The 19,526-nt window shown below is 67.4% G+C and carries 17 protein-coding genes; 7 read left to right on the forward strand and 10 right to left on the reverse strand.

Going from position 1 to position 19,526, the window contains the following annotated elements; genetic code table 11:
• Positions 1-111 precede the first annotated feature (111 nt).
• Entirely contained in the window at positions 112-1,122 is a 1,011-nt protein-coding gene (locus ACIGKQ_RS01840) for a 3-isopropylmalate dehydrogenase (protein ID WP_235722589.1), read from the reverse strand.
• On the reverse strand, positions 1,119-2,714 hold the full coding sequence (serA, locus tag ACIGKQ_RS01845; RefSeq protein WP_235722587.1) for a phosphoglycerate dehydrogenase: 1,596 nt from the start codon (positions 2,712-2,714) through the stop codon (positions 1,119-1,121). Before serA ends, ACIGKQ_RS01840 begins: the two co-directional genes overlap by 4 nt.
• Before the next feature lie 313 nt (positions 2,715-3,027).
• On the opposite strand from serA, the gene ACIGKQ_RS01850 reads away from it, so the two are divergent.
• Complete coding sequence (locus ACIGKQ_RS01850) at positions 3,028-3,693, forward strand: S1 family peptidase (RefSeq protein WP_235722585.1); 666 nt, start codon at positions 3,028-3,030, stop codon at positions 3,691-3,693.
• An 80-nt stretch (positions 3,694-3,773) separates the two neighbouring features.
• Here the strand turns inward: ACIGKQ_RS01850 and ilvC are convergent, their stop codons facing one another.
• The 3 genes from ilvC to ACIGKQ_RS01865 are packed head-to-tail and all read right to left on the reverse strand — an operon-like array spanning position 3,774 to position 7,288.
• A complete protein-coding gene (gene ilvC / locus ACIGKQ_RS01855) occupies positions 3,774-4,787 on the reverse strand; it encodes a ketol-acid reductoisomerase (RefSeq protein ID WP_235722584.1) in 1,014 nt (337 codons plus the stop codon).
• A gap of 42 nt (positions 4,788-4,829) precedes the next feature.
• The gene (gene ilvN, locus ACIGKQ_RS01860) at positions 4,830-5,333 is read right to left on the reverse strand and encodes an acetolactate synthase small subunit (RefSeq protein WP_235722582.1); all 504 of its coding nucleotides are present in this window, start codon (positions 5,331-5,333) and stop codon (positions 4,830-4,832) included.
• Entirely contained in the window at positions 5,330-7,288 is a 1,959-nt protein-coding gene (locus tag ACIGKQ_RS01865; RefSeq protein ID WP_235722575.1) for an acetolactate synthase large subunit, read from the reverse strand. The genes ilvN and ACIGKQ_RS01865 overlap by 4 nt, the downstream gene beginning before the upstream one ends.
• A gap of 272 nt (positions 7,289-7,560) precedes the next feature.
• Here ACIGKQ_RS01865 and ACIGKQ_RS01870 point away from each other — a divergent pair, with 272 nt between their 5' ends.
• Complete coding sequence (locus ACIGKQ_RS01870; RefSeq protein WP_235722573.1) at positions 7,561-7,998, forward strand: PH domain-containing protein; 438 nt, start codon at positions 7,561-7,563, stop codon at positions 7,996-7,998.
• A gap of 127 nt (positions 7,999-8,125) precedes the next feature.
• The gene (gene ilvD, locus ACIGKQ_RS01875) at positions 8,126-9,970 is read left to right on the forward strand and encodes a dihydroxy-acid dehydratase (RefSeq protein WP_235722571.1); all 1,845 of its coding nucleotides are present in this window, start codon (positions 8,126-8,128) and stop codon (positions 9,968-9,970) included.
• Between the two features lie 18 nt (positions 9,971-9,988).
• On the opposite strand, the gene ACIGKQ_RS01880 is transcribed toward ilvD, so the two are convergent.
• Positions 9,989-11,176, reverse strand: a complete 1,188-nt coding sequence (locus tag ACIGKQ_RS01880; RefSeq protein WP_396572088.1) for a DoxX family membrane protein — start codon at positions 11,174-11,176, stop codon at positions 9,989-9,991.
• Between the two features lie 160 nt (positions 11,177-11,336).
• Here ACIGKQ_RS01880 and ACIGKQ_RS01885 point away from each other — a divergent pair, with 160 nt between their 5' ends.
• On the forward strand, positions 11,337-12,437 hold the full coding sequence (locus ACIGKQ_RS01885; protein WP_287016791.1) for a PQQ-dependent sugar dehydrogenase: 1,101 nt from the start codon (positions 11,337-11,339) through the stop codon (positions 12,435-12,437).
• Between the two features lie 65 nt (positions 12,438-12,502).
• On the opposite strand, the gene gatB is transcribed toward ACIGKQ_RS01885, so the two are convergent.
• Positions 12,503-14,005 (reverse strand): Asp-tRNA(Asn)/Glu-tRNA(Gln) amidotransferase subunit GatB, encoded by a 1,503-nt coding sequence (gatB, locus tag ACIGKQ_RS01890; protein WP_235722563.1) that lies wholly within the window; start codon positions 14,003-14,005, stop codon positions 12,503-12,505.
• 145 nt (positions 14,006-14,150) lie between these two features.
• Here gatB and ACIGKQ_RS01895 point away from each other — a divergent pair, with 145 nt between their 5' ends.
• On the forward strand, positions 14,151-14,414 hold the full coding sequence (locus tag ACIGKQ_RS01895; protein WP_235722561.1) for a PspC domain-containing protein: 264 nt from the start codon (positions 14,151-14,153) through the stop codon (positions 14,412-14,414).
• A 9-nt stretch (positions 14,415-14,423) separates the two neighbouring features.
• On the opposite strand, the gene ACIGKQ_RS01900 is transcribed toward ACIGKQ_RS01895, so the two are convergent.
• The 3 genes from ACIGKQ_RS01900 to ACIGKQ_RS01910 form a co-directional block, all read right to left on the reverse strand.
• A complete protein-coding gene (locus ACIGKQ_RS01900; protein WP_235722560.1) occupies positions 14,424-15,458 on the reverse strand; it encodes a 6-phosphofructokinase in 1,035 nt (344 codons plus the stop codon).
• A gap of 121 nt (positions 15,459-15,579) precedes the next feature.
• Complete coding sequence (locus tag ACIGKQ_RS01905) at positions 15,580-16,236, reverse strand: response regulator transcription factor (RefSeq protein WP_235722558.1); 657 nt, start codon at positions 16,234-16,236, stop codon at positions 15,580-15,582.
• A gap of 10 nt (positions 16,237-16,246) precedes the next feature.
• The gene (locus ACIGKQ_RS01910) at positions 16,247-17,512 is read right to left on the reverse strand and encodes a sensor histidine kinase (RefSeq protein WP_235722556.1); all 1,266 of its coding nucleotides are present in this window, start codon (positions 17,510-17,512) and stop codon (positions 16,247-16,249) included.
• Positions 17,513-17,692: 180 nt separating this feature from the next.
• Here ACIGKQ_RS01910 and ACIGKQ_RS01915 point away from each other — a divergent pair, with 180 nt between their 5' ends.
• Positions 17,693-18,337: a hypothetical protein gene (locus ACIGKQ_RS01915; RefSeq protein WP_235722555.1), complete on the forward strand. Its 645-nt coding sequence runs from the start codon at positions 17,693-17,695 to the stop codon at positions 18,335-18,337.
• On the forward strand, positions 18,334-19,524 hold the full coding sequence (locus ACIGKQ_RS01920) for an alpha/beta-hydrolase family protein (protein ID WP_235722553.1): 1,191 nt from the start codon (positions 18,334-18,336) through the stop codon (positions 19,522-19,524). Before ACIGKQ_RS01915 ends, ACIGKQ_RS01920 begins: the two co-directional genes overlap by 4 nt.
• Positions 19,525-19,526: the final 2 nt, after the last annotated feature.

Raw genomic sequence — 19,526 nt, forward strand, 5'->3', positions numbered from 1 at the left:
CGAAAATAGAACAATGAACCGGCGTCGTGCGAGACACGATGGCCACGACGACGAAGCCCCGCCCGGATGTCTCCCGGGCGGGGCTCTGTCGCGACGGTCGCGCGATGGAGATCAGACGCGTTCGCGGATACGGCGCCCGATCTCGGTGGTGCTCAACGCCTCCGACCCGCGAGCGGCCACATCGTCGGCGACGGCCTTCTCGACTCGCTCGGCCGCGTCGGTCTCACCGAGATGAGCCAGCAGCAGGGCTGCCGACAGGATCGCAGCGGTCGGATCGGCCTTGCCCTGCCCCGCGATGTCGGGCGCGCTGCCGTGCACCGGCTCGAACATCGACGGATTGGTCCCGGTGGCGTCGATGTTGCCCGACGCGGCCAATCCGATGCCGCCGGTGACCGCGGCGGCGATGTCGGTGATGATGTCGCCGAACAGATTGTCGGTGACGATGACGTCGAATCGCCCGGGATCGGTGACCAGGTAGATGGTCGCCGCGTCCACGTGGCAGTAATCGGTGGTCACGTCGGGATATTCGGCGCCGACCTCGGCAACCGTGCGACTCCACATCGCACCCGCAAAGGTCAACACGTTGGTCTTGTGCACCAACGTCAGCTTCTTGCGGCGCGCCCGGGCACGTTCGAAGGCGTTACGCACCACGCGTTCGATACCGAACCGGGTGTTCACACTGACCTCGGTGGCGACCTCGTTCGGTGTGCCGACGCGGATCGCGCCACCGTTACCGGTATAGGGACCCTCGGTTCCTTCCCGCACCACCACGAAGTCGATGTCCGGATCGCCGGCGAGCGGCGAGTTGACACCGCGAAGCTTGCGGGCCGGTCGCAGATTGACGTGATGGTCGAGGGCGAAACGCATGTTCAGCAGCAGGCCGCGCTCGAGCACACCCGACGGCACCGACGGGTCCCCGATGGCGCCGAGCAGAATCGCGTCGTGTTCGCGCAACGACGCCAGGTCGTCGGCGGTGAGCAACTCTCCGTTGCGGTGGTACCGGCGTGCGCCCAGGTCGTAGTCGGTGGTCGTCACCGCGGGCACCACGGCTTCGAGAACGCCGATGGCCTCGCCGACGACCTCGGGACCGATGCCGTCCCCGGCGATCACTGCGAGCTTCACGACAGATCCACCTGTTCGATCAGGGTGGCGCCGACGGCCTCACCGATCGAGGCGACGAGATCGTCGGACAGCTTGGCGCTGACCCGCAGCACCACGGTGGCTCCCGGGCCGTCGGCATCCTGCGACAGACCCGCCGCCTGGATGTCGATGTCGGCGTTGCCCAGCAGGGTGCCGATCCGCCCGAGCGAGCCGGGCTTGTCGGCGTAGCTGACGATCAGATTGTGGCCCTCGGCCCGCAGGTCGAAGTTGCGGCCGTTGATGTTGACGATCTTCTCCACCAGGCGCGGTTCGGTGAGCGTGCCCGATACGTTGTGCACCGACCCGTCGGCGAAGACGGCCTTCACGTCCACCACGCTGCGATGGTTCGGGCTCTCCGGCGCGGTGGTGACCTCACTGGTCACGCCACGATCGGCGGCCACAGCCGGGGCATTGACGAAGGTGACGGGTTCGTCGAGGACCGCAGAGAACAGCCCGCGCAGTGCCGAGAGGCCGAGAACCTCCACGTTGTTGGCGGCGAGCTCGCCGCGGACGTCGACGACGAGCGAGGTCGGTGGCTCGTCGCTGATGACTCCCACCAGCAAGCCCAACTTGCGCGCCACCTCGAGCCATGGCGCCACCTCTTCATCCACCGCACCGCCGGTGATGTTCACCGCGTCGGGCACGAAGTGTCCGGCCAGCGCGAGCCGGACACTCTTGGCGACGTCGGTGCCGGCACGGTCCTGGGCCTCGCTGGTGGAGGCGCCGAGGTGCGGGGTCACCACGACCTGCGGCAGCTCGAACAGCGGCGAATCGGTGCACGGCTCGGTGGCGTAGACGTCGAGTCCCGCGCCCCGGACGTGCCCGGAGTTGATCGCATCGGCAAGCGCCTGCTCGTCGATGAGGCCACCGCGCGCGGCGTTGACGATGACGACACCCTTCTTGGTACGCGCCAGCTGGTCTTTGCCGATGAGTCCCAGCGTCTCCGGAGTCTTCGGCAGGTGCACGGTGATGAAGTCGGCGCGCTCGAGCAGTTCGTCGAGGCTGACCAGTTCGATGCCGAGCTGAGCGGCGCGGGCCGGCGACACGTACGGGTCGTAGGCGATGATCGAGGTCTCGAACGCGGCCATCCGAGCGGCGACCAGCTGGCCGATGCGGCCGAGGCCGACCACGCCGACCGTCTTGTCGAAGATCTCCACACCGTTGAACGCCGAGCGCTTCCACGTGTGCTCCCGCAGCGTGGCGTCGGCGGCGGGGATCTGTCGGGCCGCGGACATCAGGAGCGCGACGGCATGTTCGGCCGCCGTGTGGATGTTGGAGGTGGGGGCGTTCACGACCATCACGCCGCGCTTGGTCGCGGCCGGGACGTCGACGTTGTCGAGGCCGACACCTGCGCGCGCGATGATCTTGACTCCGGGTGCGGCGTCGAGCACTTCGGCGTCGACGGTGGTGGCCGACCGTACGAGAATGGCGTCGGCGTCGGCCACGGCTTCGAGCAGTTTCGGCCGGTCGGGGCCGTCCACCCAGCGGACCTCGACGTCGTCGCCGAGCGCTTCGACGGTCGAGGGAGCCAGTTTGTCGGCGATCAGAACGACCGGACGGCCAGCTGAGGTCACGATAGTCTCCATGGTCGGGGGCCAAAGTCAGTGAGAAGGCGGAGATCGCCGCAGGCGGCGCAGAGGCGACCACGGGGACTTCCGCGGACAGCTTAGTCGTCGCCGCATGTCGGATTTGCAGGCGGTATCCGCTGCTCGGGTCCGCCCCCGGAATTTCACGGTAGATTGTGATCGGCATTACGGATAGGTTGCAAACCGACCCCGGGACGATTCCGCACCACGCATCACGCGGCTACCGCCCGGTACCGTGTGCTTGGCCCCGGGCTCGGCTCCGGGGCCGTTGATTCTGTGCGCATCGATGAGCGGAGAGTGGATGATGAGGAAGCTGACAGCACTGTTGGCTGTTCTGGCTGCAACAGTGCTGGCCGGCTTGGGGGCTGGCTCAGTGGATGCCGCACCGGCGAAGATCTATCTCGGTGGTGGATCGGGAATCCTGGTGCTCAAGGGCGGCAATTCCGCGGCAGCGTGCACGCTGACCACCATCGGCAAGTCCAACACCGGCAAGCTGATCGGTATCACCGCCGGTCACTGCGGCAATCCCGGCCAGAAGGTGTACTCCGAGACCTTCCAGGACCGTGGTCAGGCCGGCACCATCACGTACTCCGCGAGTGATCTCGACATCGCGGTCATCGAGTTCAATCCGGCCAAGGTCGTGCCGCTGCGCTCCGTGCGCGGATTGACCATCCGCAGCGTGGACCCCCGGCCGCTCGCGTTCCCGGCCGTCGCCTGCAAGCAAGGCCGCACCACCGGCAACACCTGCGGTATCAGCTGGTTCTCCGACGGCGATGTGCACTTCAGCCAGCTGTGTGTGGTCGAGGGCGACTCCGGCAGCCCGGTGGTCGTCGGCGACCGCCTCGTGGGCATGGTCAACGCCTACTACTTCCTCGCCTGCCTCGGACCAGAGACGGGCACCAACATCGCCCCGATCCTGCGCCGGGTCGGTTCGCTGCCGCAGTACGGCGGTTTCCGCCCGATCTGATCGTCAGCTACGACAGTGGCCCCGAGGTCTCACCTCGGGGCCACTGTCGTAGCTACCAAAAGTCAGGGACGTGAAGTCGCTCAGGCGGTCTCGGTGATCGGCCGGTCGACCCAGCTCATCAGATCGCGCAGCTTCTTGCCGGTGACCTCGATCGGGTGCTCGGCGTTCTGCTTACGCAGCCCCTCGAGTTCCTTGTTGCCGCCCTCGACGTTGGCGACGAGACGCTTGACGAAGGTGCCGTCCTGGATGTCCTTGAGGATTCCGCGCATCCGCTCCTTGGTGTCGGCGTCGATGACGCGCGGCCCCGAGAGGTAACCACCGAACTCCGCGGTGTCGCTCACCGAGTAGTTCATGCGCGCGATGCCGCCCTCGTACATGAGATCGACGATGAGCTTGAGCTCGTGCAGCACCTCGAAGTAGGCCATCTCCGGGGCGTAACCGGCCTCGACCATGACCTCGAAGCCGGTCTTGACCAGTTCCTCGGTGCCACCGCAGAGCACGGCCTGCTCACCGAACAGGTCGGTCTCGGTCTCTTCCTTGAAGGTGGTCTTGATGATGCCGGCACGGCCACCGCCGATGGCGCTGGCGTAGCTCAGCGCGAGAGCCTGACCCTCACCCTTGGGATCCTGGTCGATGGCGATCAGGCAGGGCACACCCTTGCCGTCGACGAACTGACGACGCACCAGGTGGCCGGGGCCCTTCGGCGCAACCATGCCGACGGTGATGTTCTCGGCCGGCGTGATCAGGTCGAAGTGGATGTTGAGGCCGTGTCCGAAGAAGATGGCGTCGCCATCTTTCAGGTTGGGCTCGATGTCCTCGGTGAAGATCTTCGCCTGCGAGGTGTCCGGGGCGAGGATCATGATGACGTCGGCCCAGGCAGCGGCCTCGGCGGCGGTCATGACCTTCAGGCCCTGCTCGGCGGCCTTGTCGCGCGACTTGCTGCCCTCGCGCAGGCCGATCGCGACGTCGACGCCGGAGTCACGCAGCGACAGCGAATGTGCGTGTCCCTGGCTGCCGTAGCCGATCACCGCGACCTTGCGGCCCTGAATGATCGACAGATCGGCGTCGTCGTCGTAGAACAGTTCGATCGCCACAGTTGGATTCCCTTCGATTTCTTCTCGTGTGATTCGTTCGTGTCAGCGGTTGGCCGACATGCTCTTGGGTCCCCGACCCAATGTGACCGCGCCCGACTGCGCGATCTCCCGGATGCCATACGGATCGAGCATCCGCAGCAGCGCCTCGAGCTTCTCACTCGTGCCGGTGGCCTCGATGGTCAGTGATTCCGGCGAGACGTCGATCACCTTCGCGCGGAACAGGTTCACCACCTCGATCACTTCTGATCGCACCGCCGAGTCCGAGCGCACCTTGATCATCATCAGTTCTCGGGACACCGAACTCTCCGGGTCCTGTTCGACGATCTTGATGACGTTGATCAACTTGTTGAGCTGCTTGGTGACCTGCTCGAGCGGGAAATCGTCGACGGTGACCATGATGGTCATCCGCGAGATCCCCTTCAGCTCGGTCGGTCCCACGGCGAGCGACTCGATGTTGAAGCCGCGCCGCGAGAACAGGCCCGAGACACGGGCGAGCACGCCGGGCCGGTCCTCGACCAGAACGCTGAGGGTATGGGTGGTGCTCACTGCTCGTCCTTCTTGTCTGCGGAACCGGCCAGCACCGCGGCATCCGTGCGGCCCATGGCCTCATGGATCTCCGGTGTGTCGACCGAGGCGGATTCGTCATCATCGAAGAGCGGACGGATGTCGCGCGCCGCCATGATCTCGTCGTTGCCGGTACCCGCGGCGACCATCGGCCACACCTGCGCGTCGGCACCGACGATGAAGTCGATGACGACCGGCCGGTCGTTGATCTCGCGGGCCTTGGCGATCACCTCGTCGACGTCGGCTTCGTTCTCCACCCGGAATGCCGCACAGCCCAACGCCTCTGCGAGCTTCACGAAGTCCGGGATGCGACGTGAGTGCGTCGCCAGGTCGGTGTTGGAGTAGCGCTCCTCGTAGAACAGCGTCTGCCATTGGCGAACCATGCCCAGATTGCCGTTGTTGATCAGGGCGACCTTGATCGGAATGCCCTCGATCGCGCAGGTGGCCAACTCCTGGTTGGTCATCTGGAAGCAGCCGTCACCGTCGATGGCCCACACCTCGGTGTCCGGCGCGGCGGCCTTGGCGCCCATCGCGGCCGGGACGGCGTAGCCCATGGTGCCCAGACCGCCCGAGTTGAGCCAGGTCCGTGGCTTCTCATAGGAGATGAACTGCGCGGCCCACATCTGGTGCTGCCCGACGCCTGCGCAGTACACCGCGTCGGGCCCGGCGGCCTTGCCGATGGCCGAGATGACGAACTCCGGCGACATCGAGCCGTCGGCCTGACGGTCGTAGCTCAGTGGATACGTGCGCCGGATGCCGTCGAGGTACCGCCACCACGTCGACAGGTCCGGCGCTTCGGTGGTGGTCGCGCGCTCGTTGCGGATCGTCTCGAGGAGGTCGCCGATGACCGCCTTGCAATCGCCGACGATCGGCACGTCCACATGCCGGTTCTTACCGATCTCGGCCGGATCGATGTCGGCGTGGATCACCTTCGCGTCGGGCGCGAACGACGACAGCTGACCGGTCACCCGATCATCGAAGCGGGCGCCGAGGGTGATGAGCAGATCGCTGCGCTGCAGCGCCGCGACCGCGGCGACGGTGCCGTGCATACCCGGCATACCCAGGTGCTGGGAGTGGCTGTCGGGGAATGCACCGCGCGCCATCAACGTGGTGACCACCGGGATACCGGTCAGCTCGGCCAGCTCACGCAGTTCCTCGGACGCGTTGGCCTTGATGACACCGCCACCGACGTAGAGCACCGGCGCCTTGGCCGACTGGATCAGCCGTGCCGCCTCGCGGACCTGCTTGCCGTGCGGCTTGGTCACCGGACGGTAGCCGGGCAGGTCGATCTGTGGCGGCCACGAGAAGGTGGTCTGACTCTGCAGGATGTCCTTGGGGATGTCGACGAGCACTGCACCCGGGCGTCCGCTCTCGGCGATGTGGAACGCCTCGGCGATCACGCGCGGGATGTCGGCGGGGTTGTTCACCAGGAAGTTGTGCTTGGTGATCGGCATGGTGATGCCGGAGATGTCGGCCTCCTGGAAACCGTCGGTTCCGATGAGCGCGCGACCCACCTGACCGGTGATCGCGACCACCGGGACCGAGTCCATCTGCGCGTCGGCCAGCGGGGTGACCAGGTTGGTCGCGCCGGGGCCCGACGTGGCCATCATGACGCCGGCACGTCCGGCGACCTGGGCGTAACCAGTGGCCGCGTGACCCGCGCCCTGCTCGTGGCGCACCAGGACGTGACGCACCTTCGCTGAGTCGAGCAGCGGGTCGTAGACGGGCAGAACGGCTCCGCCCGGGATGCCGAAGACGATCTCGACGCCGAGTTCCTCGAGCGAACGAACCACCGATTGCGCCCCGCTGACGCGTTCGGGAGCAACCGTGTGCTGACCTACCGCGCGCAGATTCCCGCCCGCTGGTGACTGTTGACGCGGCGCCGCTTCGCGCGCGGTTCCCCGCGCGTCGTCGGTACGTGCTGTTGGTGCGCTCACTGCACGATCCTTTTGCTCTGGTGTTCGTTCAATTGACAAGAAAAAACCCCCGACAGCTGAGCTGTTCGAGGGTGGCGCGTCGATGCTGGAGGTCTACGAAGTGACCCGTCAGGCGACGACGCGCCGGCCGAGTACTACGAGAATCTGATGCTGCATCACGCCTTCACGGTAGGACCGGCGCATGTCAAGAGTCAAACCGCGCCCATCGGCATCCCACATCGTGGGAACATACTGGTGAATCAACGGGATGCGTGAAGTGAGACAATGGTCGGGTGTCAACTCCATCGCCCGCCTCTCATGATGCACCCGCCGTCGAACTGCCGCAGACGTTCCGGATTCAACGTCTCGCCTACTTCGCGGTGCCGATGATGTTTGTGGTCACGGTGATCCTCGCCGGTGCGTCGCTGGTCTGGCTGGGCTGGACCCTCATCCTGCCCGTACTGCTGGGCTGGTGGATCGTCCGGATCCGGACCGTCGTGACCGAAGACGGCCTGCGGGCCGTGCACACCTTCTCCACCCGTGAGATCCCATGGAGCGAGATCGACGGCCTGCAGTTCCCCCGGTGGAGTTCGGTGCGGGCGGTACTGGCCAACGGCACGCGGGTCCGCCTGCCCGCCATCACCTTCGCCGACCTGCCCCGGCTCTCGGCAGCCAGCCGCGGTCGCATTCCCGATCCGTACGCCGCGGCAGCTGCCGACGACGAGAACTGACCCAACGAAATCATTTTGTTCGCGCTCGTCGCCGCGGAGTAGCCTCGTCAATCGTGTACGGCCCCATGCGGTGGCGTTCACGAGTCCGCCCGAGTCCAGGCGGACATGTCGACACAAGGAAACAGCGATGCCAGCTCTGAGGTCCCGAACCACCACCGTCGGCCGCGAGGCCGCAGGAGCCCGGTCTCTGTGGCGGGCCACAGGTATGACCGACGATGACTTCGGCAAGCCGATCGTCGCGATCGCCAACTCCTACACCCAGTTCGTACCCGGCCACGTGCATCTCAAGGACGTCGGCGAGATCGTCGCCGACGCGGTGCGCGCGGCGGGCGGGGTGCCGCGTGAGTTCCACACGATCGCCGTCGACGACGGAATCGCGATGGGGCACGGCGGAATGCTCTACTCCCTGCCGAGTCGCGAGATCATCGCCGACTCCGTCGAGTACATGGTCAACGCCCACACCGCCGATGCACTGGTGTGTATCTCCAACTGCGACAAGATCACTCCTGGCATGCTCAACGCCGCGATGCGGTTGAACATCCCGACGGTGTTCGTGTCGGGTGGACCGATGGAGGCCGGCAAGGCCGTGGTGGTCGGCGAAGTCGCCCACCCGTCGTCGGATCTCATCACCACGATCTCGGCGTCGGCGAACAGCGCCGTCGATGAGCAGGGCTTGTCCGAGGTCGAGCGATCGGCGTGCCCCACCTGCGGATCGTGCTCGGGCATGTTCACCGCCAACTCGATGAACTGTCTCACCGAGGCCCTCGGCCTGGCCTTGCCCGGCAACGGATCCACGCTGGCCACCCATGAGGCCCGCCGCGCGCTTTTCGAACGTGCCGGCACCGTGATCGTCGAAGCGGCCCTGCGCTGGTACCGCGACGACGACAGTTCGGTGCTGCCCCGTAACATCGCCACCCCCACCGCATTTCGCAATGCGATGGCGCTCGATGTCGCGATGGGCGGCTCCACCAACACGGTCCTGCACATCCTTGCCGCCGCGCAGGAGGGCGAGGTCACCGACTTCGACCTCTCCACCATCGACGAGATCAGTCGCAACGTGCCGTGCCTGTCGAAGGTCTCACCGAACTCCGACTACCACATGGAGGACGTGCATCGCGCCGGTGGAATCCCCGCGATCCTGGGCGAACTGCGCCGGGCCGGTCTGCTCGACGACACCGCCGCAACCGTGCACAGCCCGACGATCGGGCAGTTCCTCGATGACTGGGACATCCGCGGCGGCACGGCGATCGACGCGGCCGTCGAGCTGTTCCACGCGGCGCCCGGCGGTGTGCGTACCACCACCCCGTTCTCCACGGCGAACCGGTGGACGTCGTTGGACACCGATGCGGCCGGCGGCTGTATCCGCGATCTCGAGCACGCCTACACCGTCGAGGGCGGTCTGTGTGTGCTGCGCGGCAATCTGGCGCCCGACGGCGCGGTGCTCAAGACTGCGGGCATCGACGAGGAACTCTGGCATTTCCAGGGGCCCGCGCGCGTCGTGGAGAGTCAAGAGGACGCCGTGCAGGTGATCCTGTCGAAGACCATCCAGGCCGGCGAGGTGCTCGTAGTGCGGTACGAAGGGCCCGCCGGTGGACCCGGTATGCAGGAGATGCTGCACCCCACCGCCTTCATGAAGGGCACCGGCATGGGTCGTAAGTGCGCGTTGATCACCGACGGCCGGTTCTCCGGCGGGTCGTCGGGGCTCTCGGTCGGACACATGTCGCCCGAGGCGGCATCGGGTGGCGCGATCGGGCTCGTCGAGGATGGGGACCCGATCCTGATCGACGTCCGGACCCGGCGCCTCGAGGTGCTCGTCGACGACGACGTGCTCGCCGAGCGCCGCGCGAAGATGGAGGCGTCCGAGCGACCGTGGCAGCCCAAGGACCGACAGCGACCGGTCACCACCGCACTGCGTGCCTACGCGAAGCTGGCCACCTCGGCCGATCGGGGCGCGGTGCGCGTCGTCGACTGACCGACCGGCAGCGGGCGCTCAGCCGGTGGGATTGCCGGGTGACTCGAACGGGTTGGTCCCGTTGAACAGCAGCCACACGGCGACCGCGGCGCCCACGCCGACCACCAGCAGCGCCAGCGACCCCCACGCGGGTCGGCGCGCCCAACCGCGTGGTGCATCGACGGAGATCCGGCCGGGACCGGTCAGGATGATGACCGCCGCGCACACCGCCAGTAGCAGTTCGTATTCGATCCCGGCTCCCCCGCCACCGGAGGCGAAGAACCATACGCCACCGGCCAGAGTGGCCTTGTATGCCGCGGCCACGAGCATCACACCGAGCACCGCCGACGCCGCCAGCGGGGTGAACAGCCCGACCACCAGCATCAACCCACCGAGGGTCTCCGAGAGCGCGCCGACGATGGCAAGGGGCCGCGCGGCGTCGTCCTGAAAGCCGATCGCCGGATTGGGCGCGTTGACCAGCATGTCCTGAAAGCCCGACAGTCGCGGGCCGTTCCACCACCCGAACAGTTTCTGCGCTCCGTGTGCCATCGCGATGAGTCCCACCGCGACCCGAAGCAGCAGCAGGCCGAGGTCGATGGTGCCCCGTCGAGCGCGCCGCTCAGAGTCGGCGAGATCCTCTTCCACCGACCGCAGACGTTCATCACCGGTCGGGTAGCTGTCGCCGACGGGGTACGGCTCCGCGATCGGCGAGGTCTCCGGCGTCGGATACGGATCGGCTCGGTCGTCGCCGGCCGGCTCGGCCGCATACGCGGTGGTCCGCGGTGCCGCGGACGCACCGAAGGCGGTGGTGGGCGCGCCTGCGTCGCCGAGGGTCGGGGCCTGCGCGACGATCGGGGTGGTCGGATCCTCTGCGGCCGGCGGCCGGGGATCCACCGCCCCCGCCGGTCGACGGTCGATGGCCTCAGTGGCCGGGGTCGGATCGGCCGGGGTCGGATCGGCCGGGGTCGGGTCTGCCGACTCCGGGTCGGCCGGGGCGGGATTTGTCGGCGTCGACACAGATCGGGTCTGTACCTCGTCGGGTGCGATGTCATCGAGATCATCGACCCGCTTGCGACCCGCCGCAGCGTGCCGGTCATAGAAGGTGTCGCGATCCTCGGTGGGAACCGGCCGGCGGCGCCCGGATGCGGCCGCCCCGAGATCGATCTCGCCCGTTGGTTCGTCGTACGGACTGGAGCCGCCGCCTGCGGCTGGGTCACGTTCGCTCACGGTTCCGACTGTAGGCGCCAACACCGTTGGTCGCCTCGAGCAGCGCGCGGTGAGTCGGAAACGATCGCCTACGCTGGACGCCATGCGTATGGGGTGGCCGAGGTCAGAACACGACCGCGAGCGGTCGACCGCATCGGCCCGCACCCGCCCCGGTCGCCTGATCACTCTGTTGGTGCTCGGTGTGCTGATGCTGGCGGCGAGTGGATGTGCCGATTTCACCGAGCAGGATCGCGCGAAGGACGCCGGTGCGTTCAGCGCCAACAACGAGTCACCGGCGCAGCAGCAACAGCCCCGTCCCTCCCCCACCGAACCACCGGTACCACCGCCCCCCGGTCCGTGTGTGGACCCGGACCCGGCGGTGATCGCCACCTGCCTGCAGTCCACCGCAGCGGTGATGCCCGGCGACGATCAGGGTGAGGTCACCGTGGTGGCCGAACGCACCACCGGAAAGATCATCACCACCAAACGCTATGGACCGCAGCGTGTTCTGGCCACAGCGCCGGTCGACGCATCCGGCGACGGCGGACTGATCGACTTCGCCTTCTCCCCCACGTACGACCAGGACCGGTTGATCTACGCATTGATCACCACCGCGTCGGACAATCGGGTGGTGCGCCTGGCACCGGGCGACGTGCCCAAACCGATCCTGGTGGGTATTCCCAAGGGTGCCAGCGGGAACATGGGCGCGATGTTCTTCAGGTCCCCGACGGAGCTGGTGGTCGCGACCGGCGACGCCGGCAACCCGGCCGCCGCCAATGATCCCTCGTCATTGGCGGGCAAGATCCTGTCGGTGACGTCGCTGAGTTCGGGCGCAAACCCGCGCCCGCGAATCCTGGCCTCGGGTTTCGGTTCGAATGTGTCCCTGTGTCCGAGCGCCACCACCGGCTCGCTCTATGTCGCCGACCAGACCGCGACCGAGGATCGCATCCAGGTCCTGGAGCCATCGGGCCCGAAGGTGTTGTGGACGTGGCCCGACCGCCCGCAGATCGCCGGCTGCGCGGTCACCTCCGGTGCCATCTTCGTCTCGACGACTCGCACCCAGCACATCGAGGCACTCACCGAACCGACTCGGGAGAAGCCGGCGATCACCCCACCCGCAGTGGTGTTGGAGAAGCGCTACGGCGCGTTGGGTCGGATGGTGGCGCTCGAGAACGGTGTGATCCAGTTCGCCACGGTGAACCGCACCTCGGGTGAGCCGGTCAGCACCGACGACCGCGTGGTCCGCTGGCTGCCGCCGTCGTCGACCGAGGACCGGACCTGACCGGGTAGCCTCGCCGGCAGATTGCACCCCGTTGCCGGACGCAGTCTGCTCCTGAGCGGGCGCGCTCAGGAGCAGGCGGCCAGGACGAGTTCCTTGACCCGAGCCGGGTCGGCCTGACCGCGGGTGGCCTTCATCACGTCGCCGACGATCTTGCCGGCCGCAGCGACCTTGCCCCCGCGGATCTTGTCGGCGATGTCGGGGTTGTTGGCCAGGGCATCATCGACCGCCTTCTGCAGAGCCGAATCGTCGCGCACCACCTCGAGGCCGCGATCGGCCACCACCTGATCCGGCTCGCCCTCGCCGTCGAGCACCCCCACCGCTACCTGCTGAGCGAGTTTGGTGGTGAGCTTGCCCTCGTCGACGAGGCCGATGATCCGCGCCACCTGCGCCGGAGTGATCGGCAGGTCGGCGAGTTCGGTACCGCGGGTGTTGGCCTGTTGCGCCAGGAACGACACCCACCACCCGCGGGCGGCTTCCACGCCGGCGCCGGCGTCGACGGTCGCGATCACCAGGTCGATCGCGCCGACGTTGACGAGGTCACGCATCACCTCGTCGGAGACACCCCATTCGTCCTGGATACGGGCGCGGCGCACCCACGGCATCTCCGGCAACGTCGTACCCAGCTCGGTGATCCACGACGGGTCCGGAGCGACCGGTGGCAGGTCGGGCTCGGGGAAGTAGCGGTAGTCCTCGGCGGTCTCCTTGCGACGTCCCGCCGACGTCGTGCCGTCGGCCTCATGGAAGTGCCGGGTCTCCTGCACGACCTCGCCCCCGGCGAGCAGCAGCGCGGCCTGCCGCTGCATCTCGTAACGCACCGCCACCTCGACACTCTTGAGCGAGTTGACGTTCTTGGTCTCGGTGCGGGTGCCGAACTCGGTTGCGTCCTTGCGCATCAACGAGACGTTGGCGTCGCAGCGCAGCGAGCCCTGATCCATCCGGACATCGGAGACGTCGAGGGCCTTGAGCAGATCTCGCAGAGCCGACACGTAAGCACGGGCGATCTCCGGTGCACGCTCACCGGCGCCGACGATGGGCTTGGTCACGATCTCCACCAGCGGAACGCCGGCCCGGTTGTAGTCGAGCAGTGAATGACTCGCCCCATGGATGCGGCCGGAACCACCGATGTGCAAGGACTTGCCGGTGTCCTCCTCCATGTGCGCACGCTCGATCTCCACCCGCCACGGGGTGCCGTCTCCCAGCAGCACCTCCAGGTGGCCGTCGTAGGCGATCGGTTCGTCGTATTGGGAGATCTGATAGTTCTTCGGCTGATCGGGGTAGAAGTAGTTCTTGCGGGCGAACACGCTCGACGGCCGGATACTGCAATTGAGCGCCAGCCCGATCCGGATCGCCGACTCGATGGCCTTGACGTTCGCGACGGGCAGCGACCCCGGCAGGCCGATGCACACCGGACACACCTGGGTGTTCGGGTCGGCACCGAACGCGGTCGGGCAGCCGCAGAACATCTTGGTCGCGGTGCCCAGTTCGACGTGCACCTCGAGGCCGAGGACGGGGTCGAACTCTGCGATGACCTGGTCGTAGTCGAGCAGTTCGGTGGCAGCGGCAGTCATGGATGCCATCTTATTGCTCCCGTGATCCGTCGGCCCCCCGGGTCGTCGGACGCAAGCGATGCGAACCCGGGTGGAGATCAGGGTCATCCCCGATGCGACCGGGACGAGCAATCCGTAGCGTCGATGTCAGACGAAAGGAACAACCATGACCACCACGACTCCGGCTCCCACCCGACTGATGCGTTCACGCGACGACGCCTGGCTCGGCGGAGTGTGCGGCGGTATCGCCAAGCGCTTCGGTTGGGATGTCACCGTGATCCGGGTGCTCTTCGTGGCGTCGATCCTGCTGCCCGGCCCGCAGGTGTTGTTGTACCTGGTGCTGTGGCTCATCATCCCGCGCGAACCGGCGCAACCGGCGCAACCGTCGACACCGCCGGTCTACCCGGCGACGCCACCCGCAACCCGCTGACCCGTCGGGTCAACCGAAGATGACCCGGATCTCCTGGTACTGATCGGCGGGCACCGACTTCTGATTGGCCAGCGCATCGGAGAAATCGACGCGCACGATGTCGGTGCCGTTGAGCGCCACCATCTTGCCCCACCCCTTGTCGGCGCAGAGGTCGGTGATCGCCATACCGAGTCGGGTCGCGAGGACCCGGTCGAATGCCGTGGGGACACCGCCCCGCTGGATGTGACCCAACACCGTGGCGCGCGTCTCGATACCGGTACGTTCCTCGATGAGCGGGGCGAGCACCTCGGCGATACCGCCGAGGCGCGGACGGTTGAAGCCGTCGAGCCCCTTCACCGAATAGGCCTCATCCATGTCCGGGAACTTGAATCCCTCGGCGACGACCACCATCGGGGCACGACCACGGTTCTTGACGTGGGTGACCCAGGCGCAGATCTGATCGAGGCTCTCGGGCTGCTCAGGGATGAGGATCGCGTGCGCGCCGCCGGCGATGCCGGAGTAGAGGGCGATCCAACCGGCGTGCCGTCCCATCACCTCGAGGACCATGCACCGCTTGTGCGAGTTGCCGGTGGTGCGCAGGCGATCGATGGCCTCGGTGGCGATCTCCACCGCGGTGTTGAATCCGAACGTGTAGTCGGTGGCGTCGAGATCGTTGTCGATGGTCTTGGGAACGCCGACGATGTTGATGCCGTCCTCGTACAGCCGTCGCGATGCCGACGCGGTGCCCTCTCCACCGATGGCGATGACACCGTCGATGCCGAGGTTCTTCATCACCTTCTTGATGTTCTCCGCGCCGCCGTCGGGTTCCTGATACGGCCCGAACCGGCTGGTACCCAAGATTGTTCCACCCTCGTGGGACAATCCGCGAACCGTGGAGCGATCGAGTTCCATGATGTCGCCGTACACCAGCCCGTACCAGCCGTCCTTGAAGCCGACGAACTCGTGTCCATAGACGGTTTCGCCCTTGAGTACTGCGCCGCGGATCACCGCGTTCAGTCCCGGGCAGTCACCGCCGCTGGTGAGAATGCCGAACCTCTTGGCCATCGCCCTGAGACCTTCCTGTCGACCCTGCAGACACCTACCCCTGCCAATCTAGTGGTCCGGGCGGGCCTGCGCCGGGTGTCGCGTCCGCGTCGTGAGGTCGAAGAGTGAACTTCCGGTGTCCTCACTTCAGCCCGTTCTCGTAGGCGAACACCACCGCCTGGGCGCGATCGCGCAGACCGAGTTTGTTCAGCACACTGCTGACGTGGGTCTTGACGGTCTGTTCGGAGACGTAGAGCCGGCCGGCGATCTCTCCGTTGGACCGTCCGTCGGAGACGAGGTCGAGCACCTCCCGTTCCCGCGGGGTGAGTTGGTCGGCCGCGCGGCTGCGCGGTGTGCGCGATCTGCGTGCGGTCACCTCTTCGATGAGCCGCCGGGTGACCGACGGAGCCAACAGCGCCTCGCCATCGGCGACGACCCGCACAGCACGGACGAGTTCATCGGCGGGTGCGTCCTTGAGCATGAAGCCCGACGCACCGATGCGCAGGGCCTCGTAGACATAATCGTCGATGTCGAAGGTCGTCAGCATCAGTACCCGGGTGGCGCCCTCGCGTCCGGCCGACGCGCGGAGGATCTCCTCGGCCGCGCGCAGGCCGTCCTTGCGGGGCATGCGCACGTCCATCAACACCACGTCCGGCCGGACCCGGGCGCACAGCTCGACGGCGGCGACACCGTCTGCGGCGTCGCCGAGGACGGAGATGTCCGGTTGCGCCCCAAGCAGCGCGGAGAATCCTTGCCGCACCATTGCCTGATCGTCGACAACCACCACCGTGACAGCCACGCGGATAAGCCTATTCGCTCGCACCCACCGCCGACCCGACGGCAGCCACCATGTTTCCGGGGTGGTCCGGGATCAACGCACGTACCGCGAACCCGCCGTCGGCGGTGGGCTCGGCGGTGAGTGCGCCGCCCACCGCCGCGGCACGCTCGACCATGCCCACGATGCCGGTGCCCGCACCCGGCAGACGCACGGGTTCGGCGGTCGGTGCGGTGTTGCGCACACACACCTCGATGACCCCCACCTGCGCCGGGAGTATCGAGATCTGCACTGTCGAACCCGGCGCATGTCGGGTCGCATTGGCCAGGCTCTCCTGCACTATCCGATAGATGACCAGACCCGCTGCTGCGCTGATCTTCTCGTGGGCGACGGTGTCGACAAGATCCACTGTCGCGCCGGTCAGCCGGGTGTGGTCGACGAGCGAACCGAGATCGTCGAGATCCGGATTGGGTGCGGCAGTCGACTCCCCGTCGGTACGGAGCACGCCGAGCATCTGGCGCACCTCGTCGAGCGATGCGCGAGCTGACACAGCGATCGCCTCGAACTCCGCCGCCGCCTCGTCGCTGACGTCGACCAGCCGGTAACGAGCCGTCTGCGCCATCACCACGACCACCGACATTCGATGGGCCACAACGTCATGCAGATCACGAGCAATTCGGGTCCGCTCCTGCAGGATCGCCTTCTGGGATTCGACCACCTGCTTCTGCTCGGTGCTGACAGCGAGTTGGCGGCGCGACCTGGCCAGCACCCGGATCAGCGCGACGACGACCGCACCGAAAGTCAGCCCGAACACCCAGCCACCGCGGGCGTCGGCGGGGGCCGCCAGCACGAAGACGATGCAGGTACTGACCCATACCACCGGAATCCAACGCAACGTGCACCGCAGATACGCGGCGAAGGTCAACACCAGCAACGAGATGATGTGGACGACCTGAACCGACCACGGCCAGCCGTTGACCGTCGGGATCAGCAGCCCGATCAGCTGAGCCGACACCACGGACACGGCCCACCCTGCCACCGGCGCGCAGTAGACCAGCGCCACCGGTAGCGCGGCGAAGGCCGCGACAACCGGCTGCGCATACGCCGGTACCGAATGCGTCAATGACAAGGTGGGCCACGACACCGAGAACAATACCGCCGCAACAAACAGAAAGAACCAGTTCATCGGGGACCGCACGTAGCGTTGCACGGCCGGGTCGCGGGCAGCCGGATGTTCGGCCACCTCCCGCAGCGCCACCGTCGCCGCCCGGCCCGTCAGCCTTCGCACTGTTCGAAACATCTCCATCACCTCGTCCACTCACCGTAGGGCGCGCGGGACCGCACGTCCTCATACTTTCGGGGGATTCCACGCTCACTCGCCGGGATGAGGAACCGCATCACGTGACGATCTCGCGATGGTCGGGGTGATCACCGATTCGGCCGATGTGGGGCGGCGAGGCCGATTCCTAGCGTCGAGCACATGAAACGACAGCATCGGCGGCCGAGCCGACCAAGCCAACGACTGATCGCCGGTTTGCTCTCGGCGGCAATAGTTCTCGGAGTCGGCTACGGTCCGGCGTCGGCCCACCCGAGCACTGTGCACGCCGCGCGGGAACCGACCGCGAGCGCCCCCGCGCCGGAGGACCTGACGAGCACCGCCGGCCGGATCGTGTGGCATCTGACGAGCGGTCGGCAGTATCGCGCGGCCGCCGAGACACCGTCGGGCTTCGTCGCCATGTTCGGGTATCGCCCACAGATGCAGGCGGGCTATCCGGTGGACCCCGCTGGTGGGTGTTCGTCCCCGATCGCGCTGCCACAGCGCTTCGAAGTGCTCTGCCGCTCCCACGACTTCGGTTACGACGTGCTGAGATTCGCTGACCGAACCGGTCATCGCCTCGGCGGCTGGGCGCGCTTGCGACTGGACCGGATGTTGGTCCAGCGGATGCATACGGCGTGCACGTCTCCGCTGTGTCAGGCCGCCGCGACCGCCGCCGATCTCGGGCTGCGGCTGAACACCTGGCGGCAGTTCGACGGCCCGCCGGCACCGACCGAATCAACCGCTGCGATCGTCACATCCGGCGTCGGCCGCGGCTGGGCGGCCCTGCACGAGCGCGGTGCGCGGTGACCGCGCCCGGGGCTCGCGGGCCGCACCCGGTGGTCTCGGTGGCGGCGGGCCTCGCAGCGATCGCAGCGCTGTGGCCATCCGGACTGCCCCGACCAGCGGCGGTGTCGGCTGCACTCACGGCCGGGTGCGTCGCCGTCGTCACCGTGTGCGCGCTGCTGGCAACCCGCAGATCGCCGGCCCGGCCTGCCCCGACGGCGGCAACCGCGGCCGCGTCCCTCGGCGCGACCAGTTGCGCGGCGCTTCTCAGCATGTCCTGGCAGAACGGATTACGCGGCGCTCTCGGTATGCCCGCCGTTGGCCTCGGCTGGGCAGCCGCGTCGGTCGCGGCAGGCCTGCTCGCCTTCGTGATGATCGTGTGGTTGCCGCGCACCACAACGTTATTACTCGCAATGGTCGCCGCTCTCGCCACAGGCATGCTGCCCGCGGCCACGGCCGATGAACCGGCGGACCGCCGACCCGACGTGCCCGCCGACGTCTTCTACGCCGACGCCGACGGTGCATCGGTGACTCATCGCAGCGACGAGCTGGTGGCCCGGTGGGTGCGGGCCGGCGGACTGGACCGGCGGGCCGTGGTGATCGCGGTGCCAACGGGTTCCGGATGGGTCGACGAGGCCGCGGTCCACGGCTACCGCGAGCGATTCGCCGGCGACGTCGCGGTGCTGGCGATGCAGTATTCGGCTCGCCCGTCGTGGCAGACCTTCGTTGCCGATCGGGCAGCGGCCGGACGAACCACGATCACACTGCTGCGGGCCGTCCTCCACCGGACCGGCACACGTCCGCCGCCGCAACGACCGCAGATCCACATCTACGGACAGAGCCTCGGCGCGGTGGGTGCCGAGGCGGCCCGTTCATGGGCCGACCGCACTCATCCCGGCGACCTCGCCGAGACCGTCCTCGTGGGCGTGCCAGGGGATTCGGTGGCCCGACGTCCCGGGATCGGGAGTCGCCGCATCATCGTGGCCAACCGCACCGACCCGATTCCCCGATGGTCAGTGTCGTTGCTGTGGCGGCCATCCCGGCCACCACACGACACCCGGGCCGTCGGACGTGATGCGCCACAACCACCCTGGCTGCCGCTCATCGGGTTCCTTCAGACCTCGGCCGACCTGCTCGGAGCGCTCGACGGAGCCCCCGGCGTCGGGCACCGCTACGGTCTCGAACAGGGCACCGGGAGTCTGTCCTCGTGATG

The organism is Gordonia sp. NPDC062954 (assembly GCF_044543825.1).
GTDB lineage: Bacteria > Actinomycetota > Actinomycetes > Mycobacteriales > Mycobacteriaceae > Gordonia > Gordonia tangerina.

Bases quoted from the DNA above. Each gene is read 5' to 3' on its own strand.
- ACIGKQ_RS01850 (WP_235722585.1), top strand. From the start codon at position 3,028: ATGATGAGGAAGCTGACAGCACTGTTGGCTGTTCTGGCTGCAACAGTG.
- ilvD (WP_235722571.1), top strand. From the start codon at position 8,126: ATGCCAGCTCTGAGGTCCCGAACCACCACCGTCGGCCGCGAGGCCGCA.
- gatB (WP_235722563.1), bottom strand. From the start codon at position 14,005: ATGACTGCCGCTGCCACCGAACTGCTCGACTACGACCAGGTCATCGCA.
- ACIGKQ_RS01895 (WP_235722561.1), top strand. From the start codon at position 14,151: ATGACCACCACGACTCCGGCTCCCACCCGACTGATGCGTTCACGCGAC.
- ACIGKQ_RS01900 (WP_235722560.1), bottom strand. From the start codon at position 15,458: ATGGCCAAGAGGTTCGGCATTCTCACCAGCGGCGGTGACTGCCCGGGA.
- ACIGKQ_RS01910 (WP_235722556.1), bottom strand. From the start codon at position 17,512: ATGTTTCGAACAGTGCGAAGGCTGACGGGCCGGGCGGCGACGGTGGCG.
- ACIGKQ_RS01915 (WP_235722555.1), top strand. From the start codon at position 17,693: ATGAAACGACAGCATCGGCGGCCGAGCCGACCAAGCCAACGACTGATC.